Annotated in this window: 15 protein-coding genes and 1 pseudogene; 7 read left to right on the top strand and 9 right to left on the bottom strand. The window is 69.4% G+C overall.

The genetic code is table 11. The features are described from left to right. Window positions 1-224: 224 nt before the first annotated feature. Entirely contained in the window at window positions 225-593 is a 369-nt protein-coding gene (locus tag KY500_RS18630) for a metalloregulator ArsR/SmtB family transcription factor (protein ID WP_219901774.1), read from the bottom strand. Window positions 594-773: 180 nt separating this feature from the next. On the opposite strand from KY500_RS18630, the pseudogene arsB reads away from it, so the two are divergent. Beyond that, window positions 774-1,763: pseudogene (gene arsB / locus KY500_RS19595) on the top strand (ACR3 family arsenite efflux transporter); the annotation flags it as partial. Here the strand turns inward: arsB and arsA are convergent. Together arsA and arsD are read right to left on the bottom strand one after the other, a co-directional pair. After that, the gene (gene arsA / locus KY500_RS18625; RefSeq protein WP_219901773.1) at window positions 1,696-3,621 is read right to left on the bottom strand and encodes an arsenical pump-driving ATPase; all 1,926 of its coding nucleotides are present in this window, start codon (window positions 3,619-3,621) and stop codon (window positions 1,696-1,698) included. The pseudogene arsB and the gene arsA sit on opposite strands and share 68 nt — an antisense overlap. Further along, the gene (gene arsD / locus KY500_RS18620) at window positions 3,621-4,040 is read right to left on the bottom strand and encodes an arsenite efflux transporter metallochaperone ArsD (RefSeq protein WP_219901772.1); all 420 of its coding nucleotides are present in this window, start codon (window positions 4,038-4,040) and stop codon (window positions 3,621-3,623) included. The genes arsA and arsD overlap by 1 nt, the downstream gene beginning before the upstream one ends. A gap of 241 nt (window positions 4,041-4,281) precedes the next feature. Here arsD and KY500_RS18615 point away from each other — a divergent pair, with 241 nt between their 5' ends. After that, window positions 4,282-4,713: an arsenate reductase ArsC gene (locus tag KY500_RS18615; protein WP_219901771.1), complete on the top strand. Its 432-nt coding sequence runs from the start codon at window positions 4,282-4,284 to the stop codon at window positions 4,711-4,713. A gap of 26 nt (window positions 4,714-4,739) precedes the next feature. Here KY500_RS18615 and KY500_RS18610 read toward each other — a convergent pair whose 3' ends face one another. The 3 genes from KY500_RS18610 to KY500_RS18600 all read right to left on the bottom strand — a co-directional run bounded on the left by KY500_RS18610 (window position 4,740) and on the right by KY500_RS18600 (window position 6,204). After that, on the bottom strand, window positions 4,740-5,066 hold the full coding sequence (locus KY500_RS18610; protein WP_255579579.1) for an Hsp20/alpha crystallin family protein: 327 nt from the start codon (window positions 5,064-5,066) through the stop codon (window positions 4,740-4,742). Between the two features lie 161 nt (window positions 5,067-5,227). Beyond that, window positions 5,228-5,593 carry a GNAT family N-acetyltransferase gene (locus KY500_RS18605; RefSeq protein ID WP_219901769.1) on the bottom strand — a complete coding sequence of 122 codons (366 nt, stop codon included), beginning with the start codon at window positions 5,591-5,593 and terminating at the stop codon, window positions 5,228-5,230. Between the two features lie 68 nt (window positions 5,594-5,661). Continuing rightward, a complete protein-coding gene (locus KY500_RS18600; RefSeq protein WP_219901768.1) occupies window positions 5,662-6,204 on the bottom strand; it encodes a MarR family winged helix-turn-helix transcriptional regulator in 543 nt (180 codons plus the stop codon). 115 nt (window positions 6,205-6,319) lie between these two features. Between KY500_RS18600 and KY500_RS18595 the strand changes: the two genes are divergently transcribed. From KY500_RS18595 to KY500_RS18580, 4 genes are all read left to right on the top strand, one after another. Beyond that, entirely contained in the window at window positions 6,320-6,751 is a 432-nt protein-coding gene (locus KY500_RS18595) for an organic hydroperoxide resistance protein (RefSeq protein WP_219901767.1), read from the top strand. Window positions 6,752-6,900: 149 nt separating this feature from the next. Continuing rightward, window positions 6,901-7,623, top strand: coding sequence for a TetR/AcrR family transcriptional regulator (locus KY500_RS18590; RefSeq protein WP_219901766.1), 723 nt, complete (start codon window positions 6,901-6,903; stop codon window positions 7,621-7,623). 186 nt (window positions 7,624-7,809) lie between these two features. Further along, window positions 7,810-9,222: an NtaA/DmoA family FMN-dependent monooxygenase gene (locus tag KY500_RS18585; protein ID WP_219901765.1), complete on the top strand. Its 1,413-nt coding sequence runs from the start codon at window positions 7,810-7,812 to the stop codon at window positions 9,220-9,222. A gap of 89 nt (window positions 9,223-9,311) precedes the next feature. Further along, window positions 9,312-10,526 (top strand): LCP family protein, encoded by a 1,215-nt coding sequence (locus tag KY500_RS18580; RefSeq protein WP_219901764.1) that lies wholly within the window; start codon window positions 9,312-9,314, stop codon window positions 10,524-10,526. A 12-nt stretch (window positions 10,527-10,538) separates the two neighbouring features. Here the strand turns inward: KY500_RS18580 and KY500_RS18575 are convergent, their stop codons facing one another. After that, window positions 10,539-11,183 carry a ScbR family autoregulator-binding transcription factor gene (locus KY500_RS18575; protein ID WP_219901763.1) on the bottom strand — a complete coding sequence of 215 codons (645 nt, stop codon included), beginning with the start codon at window positions 11,181-11,183 and terminating at the stop codon, window positions 10,539-10,541. Between the two features lie 236 nt (window positions 11,184-11,419). Between KY500_RS18575 and KY500_RS18570 the strand changes: the two genes are divergently transcribed. Then, window positions 11,420-11,707 carry a PLDc N-terminal domain-containing protein gene (locus tag KY500_RS18570; RefSeq protein WP_219901762.1) on the top strand — a complete coding sequence of 96 codons (288 nt, stop codon included), beginning with the start codon at window positions 11,420-11,422 and terminating at the stop codon, window positions 11,705-11,707. Between the two features lie 14 nt (window positions 11,708-11,721). On the opposite strand, the gene KY500_RS18565 is transcribed toward KY500_RS18570, so the two are convergent. Then, a complete protein-coding gene (locus KY500_RS18565) occupies window positions 11,722-12,282 on the bottom strand; it encodes a universal stress protein (RefSeq protein WP_255579578.1) in 561 nt (186 codons plus the stop codon). Between the two features lie 178 nt (window positions 12,283-12,460). Then, complete coding sequence (locus KY500_RS18560; RefSeq protein ID WP_255579576.1) at window positions 12,461-13,888, bottom strand: protein kinase; 1,428 nt, start codon at window positions 13,886-13,888, stop codon at window positions 12,461-12,463. Window positions 13,889-14,039 lie beyond the last annotated feature (151 nt).

Below are 14,039 nucleotides of genomic sequence, written 5' to 3'. Positions count from 1 at the left end.
AGGGCGGATCCAGCACCACGGTGACGCCATCGGCTCCGGGTACAGGAAAGTGACGTTACGTCACTTTTCTGGGTAAACCGTGTGCATCCATGCATATGCACGCATCCGGGCGCGCCGTCGGGGGCGCCTCACCCTTCGGGGCGGGTGAGCTACGCGGGCAGGCGGATCCGTCGGCAACGATGGGTCCACCCTAGAGGCGCATGTTCACGGCACTCTGGAAGGCCTCAGACCGTGACGACAGAGTGCGCCAGGGCATCAAGCGCCCCGGGCACCAGGCGGTAGTACGCCCAGGTGCCGCGCTTGTCTCGCGACAGGATTCCCGCATCCACCAGCACCTTGAGGTGGTGCGACACTGTGGGCTGACTCAGGCCGAGCGGCTCGGTGAGATCACACACGCACGCCTCGGCGTCGTCGTGCGAGGCCACCATCGAGATCAGTCGCAGCCGGGCCGGATCCGCGATGGCCTTGAGGGTCTTTGCCAGTTTCTCCGCGCCCTCGGCGGCGAGCGCCTCGCGCACCGGCGGCGCACAGCACTCCGCGCCGGCGTCGATGGCCGCGCTCGCGGGGTCCTGCAGAAGTTTGACGTTCGCCATGGCTCCAGTCTGCCACGTGAATTGACACCGATCGATGTGATCGACACACTCAATATCGACGTTCATCTATTTCTCGGCGCATTCTGATGGGGCTCCATGACCACCGACGACCAGCCTGCATCCGCCCCCGCGCGGCTCGGCAGCACCGACCGGCTGTTGCCGGTCTGAATCCTCCTCGCGATGGGTGTCGGGCTGCTGCTCGCCGTCGTCGCTCCCGGCGTGGGCGACCTACTGCACGCGTTCTCCATCGGCTCCGTGAGCGTTCCGATCGCCGTCGGCCTGCTGGTGATGATGTACCCGGTGCTGGCCAAGGTGCGCTATTCGGATGCGCGCGCCGTCGCCGGCGACCGTCGCCTGCTGGTCTCCTCCCTCGTGCTCAACTGGCTGGTCGGTCCGGCGCTGATGTTCGCCCTGGCCTGGGCGTTCCTGCCGGACCTGCCCGAATACCGCACCGGTCTGATCATCGTGGGCCTGGCCCGCTGCATCGCCATGGTGCTGATCTGGAACGACCTCGCCTGCGGTGACCGGGAGGCGGCCGCGTTCCTGGTGGCGGTCAACTCGGTCTTCCAGGTGCTCGCGTTCGCCGCCCTTGGCTGGTTCTACCTGCAGGTGCTGCCCGCGTGGCTCGGCCTGGCCACCACGAGCGCTGAGTTCTCGGTCGGGGCGATCACCGGCAGCGTCCTGGTCTTCCTCGGCATCCCGCTCGTGGCCGGCTACCTCTCGCGTCGTATCGGCGAAGCCACCCGCGGCCGAGCCTGGTACGAGGGCCGCTTCCTGCCCAGGGTCGGTCCGTTCGCCCTCTACGGCCTGCTGTTCACGATCGTGCTGCTCTTCGCCCTGCAGGGCCGCCAGGTCATCGACCAGCCCCTCGACGTGCTGCGCATCGCCCTGCCGCTGCTCGTGTACTTCGCGTTGATGTTCGGGGTGGGGATGCTCACCGGCCTCCTGGTGGGCCTGCCCTATGCCCGCACCGCCACGCTGGCCTTCACGGCGGCGGGCAACAACTTCGAGCTGGCCATCGCCGTGGCCATCGGCACCTTCGGCGCAACCAGCGGCCAGGCCCTGGCCGGCATCGTCGGCCCGCTCATCGAGGTACCGGCGCTCATCGCCTTGGTCTACGTGGCGCTGTGGTTGCGGCCACGCCTGTTCGGCCCAGCCCGGCCTGCGCCCGCGCTGGCGGGTCAGCCAGCGCCGCGAGCGCCGGGATACCGACCGGCTCGATAGCCAGAAGCGGCACGACGGCCGTGCGGGCGGCGTACCTGGTGCGCACCGCGTCGATCTCGGTGAGCTCGTTGACCGCCCGTCGTCGCAGCAGGGCGGATGCCGGAGCCGCGGCCGCTATCGAGCTGTTCACGATCCAGGCCCAGGGTTCGATACCGGCGCGGCGCAGGTCATCCTGCAGCCCCGCCGCCTCGAGCACCGGGGTGGTCTCGGCGAGGGTCACCAAAATCACCTTGGTCTGCGCCGGGTCCTGCAGCTTCATCATCGGAGTGACGAAGTGCAGGCTGGCGCCCATCTGGCGTTCGATCTCGCGATGGTACGACCCCGTCGCATCCAGCAGCAGCAGCGTGTGTCCGGTCGGGGCGGTGTCCAGCACCACGAACCGGTGCTTGGCCTCACGGGTCACCCGGGAGAAGGCCTGGAAGACGGCGATCTCCTCGGTGCACGGTGAGCGCAGGTCCTCCCGCAGCATGGCCAGGCCCTGCTCGTCGAGGTGGGCACCCTTGGTGCGCAGCACGTGCTCGGTGTACCGCTCGACCTCCACGGACGGGTCGATCCGGGAGACCTGGAGGGTATCCAGAGCACCCGCAACGGTCTCCACCAGGTGTGCGGCGGGGTCTGTCGTGCTGAGGTGCACGGGAAATCCGCGTTCGGCGAGTGCGACCGCGACGGCGGCGGCGAGGGTGGTCTTACCCACCCCGCCCTTCCCCATCAGCATGACCAGACCGTGACCGTCTGCGGCGATCGCGTCCACGAGCGAGCAGAGGTCCGTGCCGCCCAACTCCAAGGCGGCGGTGTCGGCGCCGTTCCCCGCTGCGCCCGGGCCGTGGAGCTCCGGGCCGACCAGGTCGGCTGCGGATGACCCCGCGGCCGGCAACAGGCCGCGCAAGGCAGGCAGACCCACCATGTTGACGGCCAGCAGTGGCAGGTAGTCGGTGGTCAGCCCCGCCAGAGCCGGGCCACGGGCCTCGAGCGCCCGGCGCTCGCGACGACGGATGGCCACGGCGAGCGGGTCGTCCTCTTCGAGCCCTCCCTCGGCGTCCGGCAGCATCCCGTTCACCACGAGGTATTGCCGGGACATGCCGATGGCGCCCAGTTCGGCGTGGGTGCGTTCGGCCTCTGCCAAGGTGGATTGCTGGGCGCGGGTCACGAGCACCAGCCGGGTGCGCTCGGGATCTCCCAGCGCCGCCACAGCCTGCGCGTAGACGGCGCGCTGTTTCTCCAGGCCCGACAGCGGTCCGAGGCAGGAGGGGTCGCCCGTGCCGGCGGTGAGGAATTCCGTCCAGTCGCCGGGAAGCTGCAGCAGCCGGATGGTATGCCCGGTCGGAGCGGTGTCGAAGACTATGTGGTCATACGCGGCGGTCCAGGCGGCATCCGTGAGCAGGTCGGTGAACTCGTTGAACGAGGCGATCTCGGTGGTGCAGGCGCCGGAGAGCTGCTCCTCGATCGAGGCGATCTCCGCGGCAGGCAAGAGCCCGCGCACGGGCCCGACGATCCGTTCCCGGTACTGCTGAACGGCCTGCTCGGGGTCGATCTCCAGGGCAGAGAGTCCGGGAACGGCGTCGATCGTCGTGACCGTGTTGCCGATGTCCACTCCGAGCACCTGGCCCACGTTCGAGGCCGGGTCGGTGCTCACAAGCAGCACGGATGCGCCGCCTTCGGCCAGACGGATCGCACTCGCGCAGGCGATGGAGGTCTTGCCCACGCCACCCTTCCCGGTGAAGAAGAGGAACCGCGGGGCACGGGCCAGGAAGGCCGGGTCTGCGCGGGCGCCGGCACCGGCACGAGTGCCGCTGCCGAGGGTCATCAGCAGCAGCTTCCGGCGGCACCGCCGCAACAGCTGGCGGCTGAGGCATCCGGCGCCGCGGCGCCCGCGACCGCAGAGGCCGCGAGCAACGACGGCCGGTCCTCGGCTGCCGGGGCGCCCAGCCCGGCCCACGTGGCCAGCTCGGCGCGGGACGGATAGCGGCCGGTGAGCACCGTGTCTCCGTCCACGAGCGTCACGGGGAGCCCGTCCTGTCCCACGGCGTGCAGGAAACGGCGCACGGTGTCATTCTCCGCGAAGGCGAGGGGCTCCTGAGCCAGGTTGAACCGGCGCACGACGCCGCCGAGGGATGCGGCCCAGTCGATGTCGGCGGATACAGTCACGAGCTGCTGGTCTACGTCGACCCCACAGATACCGGTGCCGCAGCAGAGGCCAGGTTCGAAGATCTGAATGGTCGTCATGAGTGCCTCAGAGTCCGCCGGTGTGGCGCGACACGGTGTCGACGAGTCCGGCCCCACCAGTATATCGATGTGCATCGATTTAGCCCAGGCCACCCCGGGGTGAAACGGAACTGAACGACGGGTGACGGATCGGTGACGAATACTCCGGAAGTGCCGGTGGGCGCCCGGCGCCGATTCCGGTTGGGTCGCGCATCGCCTATATTGACAGTTATCGATCAATCCCCATTCGAAGGAAGCACCCATGCCTGCCACCGACACGACGCCCGCCGCCAAGCCCACGGTCCTGTTCGTCTGCGTGCACAACGCCGGCCGCTCCCAGATGGCCGCGGGCTACCTGGCCGCGCTCTCCAACGGGCAGGTCGAGGTGCTCTCCGCGGGCTCCGAGCCCAAGGAGCAGATCAACCCCGTCGCCATCGCGGCCATGGCCGAGGACGGCATCGACATCGCCGACAACGTGCCGACGATCCTCACGGTCGAGGCCGTCAAAGACTCTGACGTCGTGATCACGATGGGCTGCGGCGACGCCTGCCCGATCTTCCCCGGCAAGCGGTACGAGGACTGGGAACTGGCCGATCCGGCCGGCCAGGGCATCGAGGCGGTCCGCCCGATCCGTGACGACATCAAGGCGCGCATCGAGAAGCTGCTCGCCGAGATCCTCCCGGCCACCGTCTGAGCGGGCGCCAACACTCTCCCGGCCGGTCAGCCGCGGGTGACCGGGACCTTCGCCTTGGTGGCGGGCTGCTCGTCCACGGGCACCCGCACCTCGAGCACTCCGTCGCGGTAGCTCGCCGAGACATCCGAGTCCTTGGTCCCGCTGGGCAGCGGCACATCGCGGGCAAACGAGCCGTACCGGAATTCAGTACGGTAGCCGCCCTTCTCCTTGTGCTCGGCAGTCTCCTGGCGCTCGGCCTGGATGTGCAGCACTCCGTCGGACACCGTGATGTCCACGTCCTTCTCCGGGTCGATGCCCGGCATCTCGGCCTTCACCACAAGGGTGCTGCCCTCCCGATATTCCTCCACACGCATCGCGGCGGCGTCCCAGTCGCCCTCGAAAAGCGTCGCACCGAGTCGGGCAGGTCGAATCGATCGCGGCGCGCTACTCCACCAGCCATGATGCATCTCCTTGAGTCGGGTCCGGTTGTCGCTGCACACAGTACCCCCGCCCTCCGGCCCACGCAGGTGGCCGCTCAGAGCAGGTGCGCCTCGCGCAGGTCGGCCTTCAGCCGCGGAGTGACCGGGTCGACGATGTCGTCGTACTCGCGGTGGCCGCGCAGGTATGCGGCCGTGAACGGGCAGATCGCCACCGCCCGCAGCTGGCGGGCGCGCACGTCCGCGAGCGCCCCGGCGACCAACGTCGAACCCAGGCCCTTGCCCGACTGATTCATGTCGATCTCGGTGTGCACGAAGACCCTCTGGGCGCCGTGGTCCACATACGTCGTGGAGCCCGCCCGTTCACCGTCGAGCAGCAACACGTAGCGCCGTTCGTCCTCGACCAGTTCCACCGTGCGCACCTCGCCGCCGGCGCCGCCCTCGGGTTGTGTTGGCATGCTCATTCCCCCAGTGTGCCCGTCACGGCAAGGGATGCAAGTGCCGCCGTCGCGCCGGGCGGTTCGGGCCCGGCTCAGCCGAGGGCATCCGCCCCGGACGCGCCGCCGACGGCCGAGGCGGTCTTGCGCGAGGCCCGGCGGAATGTGGAGCGTTTGGGCTGCTCCTTGAGCTGTTTGCGCACATCGTCGAGGATCTCGGTGACGGTCATCAGGTCGGCATGGCTGAGTCGGTCGAAGAGCATTTCGCGCACCAGGGTGACATAGCCGGGGATGCCCGCCCGCAACAGGTCCAGTCCGGCCGGCGTGATCTGGGCGATCACCGACCGCTCATCGTCGGGGGCCGGTTCGCGCCGCACCAGCCCCTTCTTCTCGAGCTGGCCCACCTGATAGGTGAGGCCGCTGCGGGAGACCGTGAGGGCGTCGGCGACATCCGTCATGCGCCGGCCATCCGAGCCGACCTCGCCGATGCGCAGCAGGATCTCGAACTGCGCCAACGTCAACCCCACCGAGTCGCGCAGATTCCGGTCCGCCGCGTACTGCACGATGTTCGAGGTCTCGAAGAGGGCCGCCCAGGCACGCATCTCATCGGCGGAGATGGAGGGTTCGGGAGTTCCCATGGTCGGTCCTTCGGCTGGCGGGCGTATAGTTGTTTCGAATACGAAGCACTTTGGAGAGGTGCTCGATTCGAGCACTGACTCCAGTGTCCTCCGATCAACCCGAAAGAAGACAATCATGACCACCGCCATCTACACCGCATCCGCCACCTCCTGGGGCGGACGTACCGGCAAGGTCGTCACCAGCGACAACAAGCTCGACCTCGACCTGTCGATCCCCAAGGACATGGGCGGCGACGGCGGGCCGGGCACCAACCCCGAGCAGCTCTTCGCCAGCGGATGGGCCGCCTGCTTCCACAACGCCCTCAAGGCCACCGCGCGCCAGAGCAAGATCGACGTCTCTGAGTCAGCAGTGACCCTCACGGTGAACCTGGTCGGCAGCATGGCCGCCGGCCTCGACTTCGAGGTCACCATCGAGGCGCAGATCCCGGGCGCCGACCCGGTCACCGCCCAGGCCGCCATGGAGGCGGCACACGCCGTGTGCCCGTACTCGCGCGCCACCCGCGGCAACATCAACGTGGTGCTGAGCGTCGTCACCGACGAGGACTAACCCTCCCCAGCTGGTCCCCATCCGGACAAATGCACCCGGTACGCCGGGTGCATTTGTCCGTTGCGGCACCAGTTCTCCCGGCGGGGCGGATGCGGGCGGCCCGGGGCGCCGGTTGGCACGCCGGCCGCGAAGGGCCTAGCGTCACAGGCATGACAGTGAGTCCGCCCGGCACCGAGAGCAGCACCGGGCGCGCGAGCAGCACCGGGCGCGCGAGCGCGTCCGGCACCACGCGCACCCCCGAGCACCCCAGCTCCGCCGGCACCACGGGCGGCGCGGCACCCGGCAGCGGGGGCGCCGACCGCCGTGAGCGACTTCTGGACCGCGTGGTCGATTACGTGCTTGAGAACGGCATCGCCGACCTCACGCTGCGCCGCCTGGCGGACGCCGTGAGCTCGAACAACCGGATGCTGCTCTACTACTTCGGTAGCCGGGAGGAGATCATCGTCGCCGCGCTCACCGCGGCCGAGGCCCGTTTTCCCGGCATGCAGCAGATCCTGGTACGGCTCGACGACCCGGCCACGCCGCTCGGCGACCGCCTCCCCGCCGCCTGGGCCACCATCGCCGACCCGGCGAACCTGCCCTTCCACCGGCTCTTCTTCCAGGTCTTCGGCCTGGCCGGGTTCGAACGCGACCGTTACGCGGACCTACTCGGCACCATCGGCACCGAGTGGGTCGACCACGTCGCCGCTGCAATAGCGGCGGAGGGCGTGCCCGCCGACGAGGCACTGTCGTTCTCCCACGAGACCGTCGCCCTCTGGCGCGGGCTGCAGGCCACCCTCATCGGCGGGGGCGACGGAACCGCGGTCAACCACGCCGCGCAGGCCGGCACGCTCGCCCTGCTCGCCCGCATCCGTGTCGCTGCAGCGCACTGAGCAGCACCCACAGACCAGCCTGCGCTGAGCCTCGCCGGCAGCCGGCACACGCACCCCCACAGCGAGCCGCAGCGGCTGCTCCCCGGCCTATGTTAAGAGTCTGTTTCGTGGCTGGACAGCACTGTGAACCATTTGGTTCAATCGGTGCAGCGGGTCACACGGGCCCGGACGAGACGGGATCCCACCATGAAGCAGATGCACCTGGGCGTCTTCGAGGTCGCCGGGCCGCAGGTCGGCGGCACCCTAAGCTGGCCGCACCCGCGCAGCGACTCGCTGCGCTTCCACGAACTGGAGCACTGGATTCACATCGCGCAGGTGCTCGACCGGGCCGGGTTCGACTTCCTGTTCTTCGCCGACGGGTACGGCTTCCCGTCCATCGATGGCGACCTGCCCGACCTCGCGGTGCGCGGCGGCATCAACTTCCCGGCCCTCGACCCGGCACTGATCATCCCCACCCTCGCCCACCTCACCGAACGGCTCGGCTTCGTCGTCACCTCCTCGACTGGCCTCGACCACCCCGTGCAGACGGCCCGCCGCTTCGCCACCCTCGACCACCTCACCGGCGGGCGCATCGGCTGGAACATCGTCACCGGCGCATCGCAAAACACCGTCGCGGAGCTCTTCGGGCACAGCGAGATGACCGGGCACGACGCCCGCTACGACCAGGCCGACGAGTACGTCGACCTGGCGCTCACGCTGTGGGAGGGCTGCTGGGAAGACGACGCCCTGATCGGCGACAAGGCGGCCGGCGTCTTCGCCGACCCGACCAAGCTGCACCGCATCAGCTACGAGGGCACGCACTTCCGCTCGTCCGGCTACTTCACTGTCGACCCCTCTCCGCAGCGCACCCCGGTGCTCTTCCAGGCCGGCACCTCGGCCCGCGGCCGGGCTTACGCCGCGCGTAACGCCGAGTGCGTGTTCGTGCAGGGCACCACGGCCCTGCAGACCAGGGCGAATGTCGCCGACATCCGAGCCCGGGCGGCCGAGAACAACCGCGACCCGCAGGGCATCCGGGTGATGGTGGGCGTCACGGTCACCGTGGCCGCCACCCACGAGGCGGCCGTGGCACTCCGGCGGGAGTTCGACGAGCTGCAGACCGACGAGGTCGTGGCCGTGCTCTACGCCGGCAACACGGGCATCGACCTGCTCTCCCTCGACCCGGCCCTGCCGCTCAGCCAGCTGCAGGATGGCGCGGGGCCGGCCGGCCAGATGGGCCAGAGCAACATCGACAGGTTCCTCGGCGCCGACGGGCGTCCGGCGCCCACCGTGCGGGAGATCCTCGATGCACTCCGCGGCCGCGGCACCCGCGGTTTCCAGGTAATCGGCAGCCCCACCGAGGTCGCCGACCAACTCGAGCAGCTGATGGACGACACCGATCTCGACGGCTTCCTCCTTGAGCCGATCTTCGACCCCGCCGACCTCGAGGACTTCGCGGCCCTCGTCGTGCCGGAGCTCCGCCGCCGGGGCCGGATGCCCGCGGCGCCGGGCACAGGCACCCTGCGCGAGCAACTCACCGGCACCGACGACCCGCACTTGGCCGGCGAGCATCCGGGCTCCCGGTTCCGGGTCACCCCGCCACTGCCGGCATCCATCCCCTAGCACTCAAGGCCAACTTCAGCGCTCCCACCGGGCATTTCCCCAGAGAGGGGATGCTAGCCTCCGGGTTCGGGGAAAAGAGGGGGCCGACCATGGCCAGACCACGGCAGCAGCACACCGGGATCGCGCGGCACGGCCGGTTGAAACCCGCTCGGCCGGTACGCACCGCGCTGGCGTTCGTGGCCTTGAGCCTGGCCGTGGTCCTGGTCAGCGGCGTGACGGTGGCCGGGCTGGCCTTCTGGCAGTTCAGCAGCACCGTCACCGCGAACTCCATCGACCTCAACGGCGCGGATGTGCCCGACGCGGCTCCCTCGATCGGCAGCTACGAGACCGGCTTCAACATCCTCATCGTCGGGGTCGACAACGACTCGGAGCAGGGCGGCGCCTACGGCGAACGTGACTCCACCCTCAACGACGTCAACATCCTGGTGCACGTCTCGGCCGACCACACCAACGCCGTCGTCGTGAGTATCCCGCGCGACCTCATCGTGGCGCACCCCAGCTGCACCGACATGAACACGGGCGAGGAATACAGCTCGATGTCGGCCCGCCCCGTCAACGAGGCCATGTCCCGCGGCGGACTGCCCTGCGTCGTGAGCACGATCGAAAACCTCACCGGGCTGGAGATCCCCTTCGCGGGCGTGGCCTCATTCGACGGGGTCGTGCGCATGAGCGACGCCGTCGGCGGCGTGCCGATCTGCCTCTCCGAAGCCATCGACGACCCGCTCGCCAACCTCACCCTGCCCGCCGGCACGAGCGTCGTCTCGGGCTCGACCGCCCTGGCCTTCCTCCGCAGCCGCCACGGCGTGGGCGACGGCAGCGACCTGTCGCGCATCTCATCGCAGCAGATCTACCTGGCCTCCCTGATGCGTACCGTGCAGGGCGACGGCACCTTCACCGATCTGCCCAAGCTGTTCTCGCTCGCCACCGCGGCGGCCACCAACATCAAGCTGTCCACAAACCTGGCCCACACCGACACCATGGTGTCGATGGCCCTGGCGCTCAAGGACATCGACCTGTCTCGCCTGGTGTTCGTGCAGTACCCGGGCACCACCGAGGACCCGGACTTCCCGAACAAGGTAGTTCCGCTGCAGGACCTCGCCGACACCATGTTCGCCAAGATCCTGGCCGACGAACCGTTCGCCCTCGCCACCGATGAGCCGGAGCCCACCGAGGAGCCGACGACAGCGACCGAGACTCCCGTGCAATCCGACGCACCGGTCGTGGAGGCCGCACCCGAGGTGCTGAACGGGCTCACCGGCCGCACTGCCGAGGACCAGTCCTGCGCCCAGGCCTTCAGCGGCTGATCCGCCGAAACCTCACCCGCCCCAGACATCCGCCATTTCCTGGGCCAGGGGGCGCAACTGCTCCCAGCGCTCGGGCACGACCAGGCTCGGCAGCAGGAACGACCACATCTCCACCAGTCGCTGCATGAGGTCGGCGCGCCCGGTGAGCACCCCGGAGACCACCTGAACCCCGGTGAACGCCGGGCTGATGAAGTGCGCGGCGGCGACCACGTCGAGGTCGGCACGCACGTCACCGTCGAGAATCGCCCGGCGCAGCAGCAGCTCGCAGGCGGCCATCCAGTCCTCGTAGGGCGTCACGACCGGCGTCGACAGACTGCTCGACTCCATGGTCAGCCGGATGCCGGCACGCGAGACCGCGTCCTCGCGCACCAGCTTGCCCAGTTCGAAGGTCAGGCGCATCAAGACATGCAGCCCGGGCTTGTCGCTGTGCAACAGGTCGGCGCCCAGCGCGAGCGCCTTCTCGTGTTGGGCGTCGATGACCCCCCAGGCCAGCGCCTCTTTGGAGTCGAAGTGGAAGTACAGCGCGCCCTTGGTCAGGCCGGCGGCCTCACAGATGTCGGCCATGGAGGCGCCACCGTAGCCGTGCACACCGAAGACGTCGGCGGCGGCACGGATGATGACCGCACGGGTTTCCACGGCGCGGGCCTGCCTGGTCATGATGCTCCTCGCGTCGGGACGGGCATCCGGGGGGAGACGCCAGGACCGATATCGTCATCGTCCGACATTGAATCATACCGTTTGGTATGCTTTCGGGAGGCCGGGCGAATATTCCGGGGGGAACCTGTTCTCCCGGCCGACAGCATCCAACACCGCACGCATGCAACACCGCACGACCGCCCCGCGATGACGCCGGGCACCATCTGCCGGGATCGAGGGGAAACCGACGAATGACAGTGACCAAGACGTTTATCGAAATCGCGGGGGCACTCACCGAGCGGGAGAACGTGCTCGACGGCGCCGGGGTCGACGGGGCCCAGCTCGGGGCACTGATCGGCCTCACCCTCCTGGTTCTGGCGGCGCTGGGCGCGATCGTGCTCGTCGCGGCCGCCCTCGTGCAGGTGGCCCAGGCCGTGCACCTGAGCGAACCGGCCCGCTCACGCTGGGTGCTTGCCGTGGTCTTCGCCCCCGTTTTCGGCGCGTTGGCCTGGTTTGCCGTGGGCAACCGCCTGCAGATGGGCTGACGGCCGCTCGGACGTCACGCCCGCGGGCGCACCACGAGCACCGGGCACTCCGCGTGTCGTACGCACTGCTCGCTCACCGAGCCCAGCAGCATCCCGGCCAGCCCGCCGCGCCCCCGCGAGCCCACCACGAGCATCCGCGACCCCCTGGACACCTCGATGAGAGTTTTGGCCGGCGCGCCCAACGCCACCCGGTACTCCACGTCGAGGCCCGGATGCGCCGCAACCGCCGCCCGGGTATCCGCCGTGAGCCGGCTCCGCACCGCGTCCGCATAGTCGGAGTACGACGAGACGTAACCGAACTCCCAGTTGGCCGGCCGGGGTGCGGTGTCAATGGACCAGGCCCGCACGATGGTCACGGGCGCTGCGAGCCCGGCGGCGAGGTCGAGGGCCACCGCCAGGGAACGATCGGCATCGGCCGAGCCGTCGTGCCCAACCACGATGCCCGCGCGGGGACCGGGCTCCTGGGCCGGTTGCGCGGCGGCCTCGGCGTGCACATCGGCCGCGTCCCCGGTTGCCGCCTGCGCCCGTGGCTCTCGCTCGGCAGCGCTGTCGTTCATACCCGTGTCAGCAGCCATGATGACCTCCCGCACGCAGAAGGCGGTCGCTCCGACTTCCGGTGGTGTTTCCATTCAACCGCTCGGCGCCGTGCGCCGGAAGAGCACGGCGTCTTTCCGGCCACAGTTTTCCGTCCCGACCGGCATAGCCGTTCCCGCCGCCCGGGTGACGGTGCGTCGCGGCCAGCCGTCGGAGCGGTCAGCCCAGCAGCGAGTGGCCGTCGAGGAGGGCCTGGCGGCTGTCCAGCCGCAACTCGAGTTCGCTCATCACCATCGCCGCGAGATCCACGAGGGTGGCCTGCTCGGCTGGTGAGAACTCGCGCGGCACGACGTCGATCAGGCAGAGTGCGCCGAGGTTGTGGCCGTCCCTGGAGGTCAACGGCACACCGGCGTAGAACTGCAGGCCCATCTCCCCGGCCACCAGCGGGTTCGCCAGAGCTCGTGCGTCGCTCCGGGCGTCGGTGACCACCCACGGTGCGGCCTGCAGAATGGCCGAGGCGCAGAGGCCCGCGTCGCGGTCGATCTGTTCCACGGTGAGGCCGTGCCGGGACTTGAACCAGATCCGGTCGTAATCCACCACGCTCACGAGCGCGATCGGCACCTGGAAGATCCGGGCCGCCAGGGCGGTGATGCGATCGAAGGCACCGTCCGGTGGAGTGTCCAGCAGATCGTACCGCCGCACCGCCGTCATCCGCCCCTCCTCGTCGGAGGATTCGGGGGCGCCGGGGCGGACTATGGGCCGGGTGGCCGCCAGCTGCACGGGGGCACCGGCGCGGTGGCGACCCGAGGCACCGATGATCAGCTGGCGCAGGGCCAGCACCAGGTCGTGCACCAGCGGGCGGTCGCGCGGGTCGCGGGCCGTCATGGCTCCGATCAGCCCGGCCCAGGCGGCGGGCACGGTGGCGGGGATCTCCGGGTCGTTCATCAACCGGGCCAGTGCGGAGGGCACGGCGGCACCGGGGAACGCGACCACACCGGTGAAGCACTCCAGCAGCACGAGGCCCAGGGCGTAGACGTCGCTGGCCGGGCCGACCGGGTCGCCCTTGGCCTGCTCCGGGCTCATGTAGTGGGCGCTGCCCGTGGCGGAACCCTCCGCGGTGAACCGCTCCGACTCAGCGAGCAGTGCGATGCCGAAGTCGGTGAGCTTGGCTCGGGTGCGGGAGTTGTCGCCGTTGTAGTCCACGAGCAGCACATTGGCTGGCTTGATGTCGCGGTGCACCACCCCGCGGGAGTGGATGTATTCGAGGCCCTCGGCGAGGTCGTAGGCCAGCTGGGCGATCTGCCGCACGGGAAGCGGACCGTGGTCGAGTCTGCGTTGCAGATCAGCGCCCTCGACGAGTTCCATGACGAGGTAGATGCGCGGCCGGATGGGGTCGCTGCGGTCGACGGCCGCGTCGAGCAGGGTGACGAGGCTGTGATGGCTGAGCGAGGCGAGGATGTTGACCTCGTCCTCCTGGCGGCGCACATCGGCCGGAGCCGTGGCGTTGGCCAGGAAGATCTTGATCGCCACGTTGCGGCCCAGGAACTCGTCGGTGGCCTTGTAGACGGCACCCATACCGCCCTGGCCGATCAACTCCAGCAGCCGGTATCGCCCACGCAGGAGGCCTGTCGATGTACCATTCGGCACGGTTTCCGCCTTTCCTGACGAGTAATCATATCCGAGCGGATGCGCCGCCCAGCACACCCCTAGGGGTGCCCCACGCATCGTTAGACGCCCGTAATACACGTGCTGGCCGCCCAGCTGAACCCACCTCGCAGCCTCCTCCCATCACGGGTCC

This window comes from Cryobacterium sp. PAMC25264, assembly GCF_019443325.1.
GTDB lineage: Bacteria > Actinomycetota > Actinomycetes > Actinomycetales > Microbacteriaceae > Cryobacterium.
This window is presented reverse-complemented; position numbering and strand designations above follow the sequence as displayed.

Coding starts and splice junctions, on each gene's coding strand:
- KY500_RS18630 (WP_219901774.1), bottom strand. CDS start 593: ATGGCGAACGTCAAACTTCTGCAGGACCCCGCGAGCGCGGCCATCGAC.
- arsA (WP_219901773.1), bottom strand. CDS start 3,621: ATGACCCTCGGCAGCGGCACTCGTGCCGGTGCCGGCGCCCGCGCAGAC.
- arsD (WP_219901772.1), bottom strand. CDS start 4,040: ATGACGACCATTCAGATCTTCGAACCTGGCCTCTGCTGCGGCACCGGT.
- KY500_RS18615 (WP_219901771.1), top strand. CDS start 4,282: ATGCCTGCCACCGACACGACGCCCGCCGCCAAGCCCACGGTCCTGTTC.
- KY500_RS18610 (WP_255579579.1), bottom strand. CDS start 5,066: ATGCGTGTGGAGGAATATCGGGAGGGCAGCACCCTTGTGGTGAAGGCC.
- KY500_RS18605 (WP_219901769.1), bottom strand. CDS start 5,593: ATGAGCATGCCAACACAACCCGAGGGCGGCGCCGGCGGCGAGGTGCGC.
- KY500_RS18600 (WP_219901768.1), bottom strand. CDS start 6,204: ATGGGAACTCCCGAACCCTCCATCTCCGCCGATGAGATGCGTGCCTGG.
- KY500_RS18595 (WP_219901767.1), top strand. CDS start 6,320: ATGACCACCGCCATCTACACCGCATCCGCCACCTCCTGGGGCGGACGT.
- KY500_RS18590 (WP_219901766.1), top strand. CDS start 6,901: ATGACAGTGAGTCCGCCCGGCACCGAGAGCAGCACCGGGCGCGCGAGC.
- KY500_RS18585 (WP_219901765.1), top strand. CDS start 7,810: ATGAAGCAGATGCACCTGGGCGTCTTCGAGGTCGCCGGGCCGCAGGTC.
- KY500_RS18580 (WP_219901764.1), top strand. CDS start 9,312: ATGGCCAGACCACGGCAGCAGCACACCGGGATCGCGCGGCACGGCCGG.
- KY500_RS18575 (WP_219901763.1), bottom strand. CDS start 11,183: ATGACCAGGCAGGCCCGCGCCGTGGAAACCCGTGCGGTCATCATCCGT.
- KY500_RS18565 (WP_255579578.1), bottom strand. CDS start 12,282: ATGGCTGCTGACACGGGTATGAACGACAGCGCTGCCGAGCGAGAGCCA.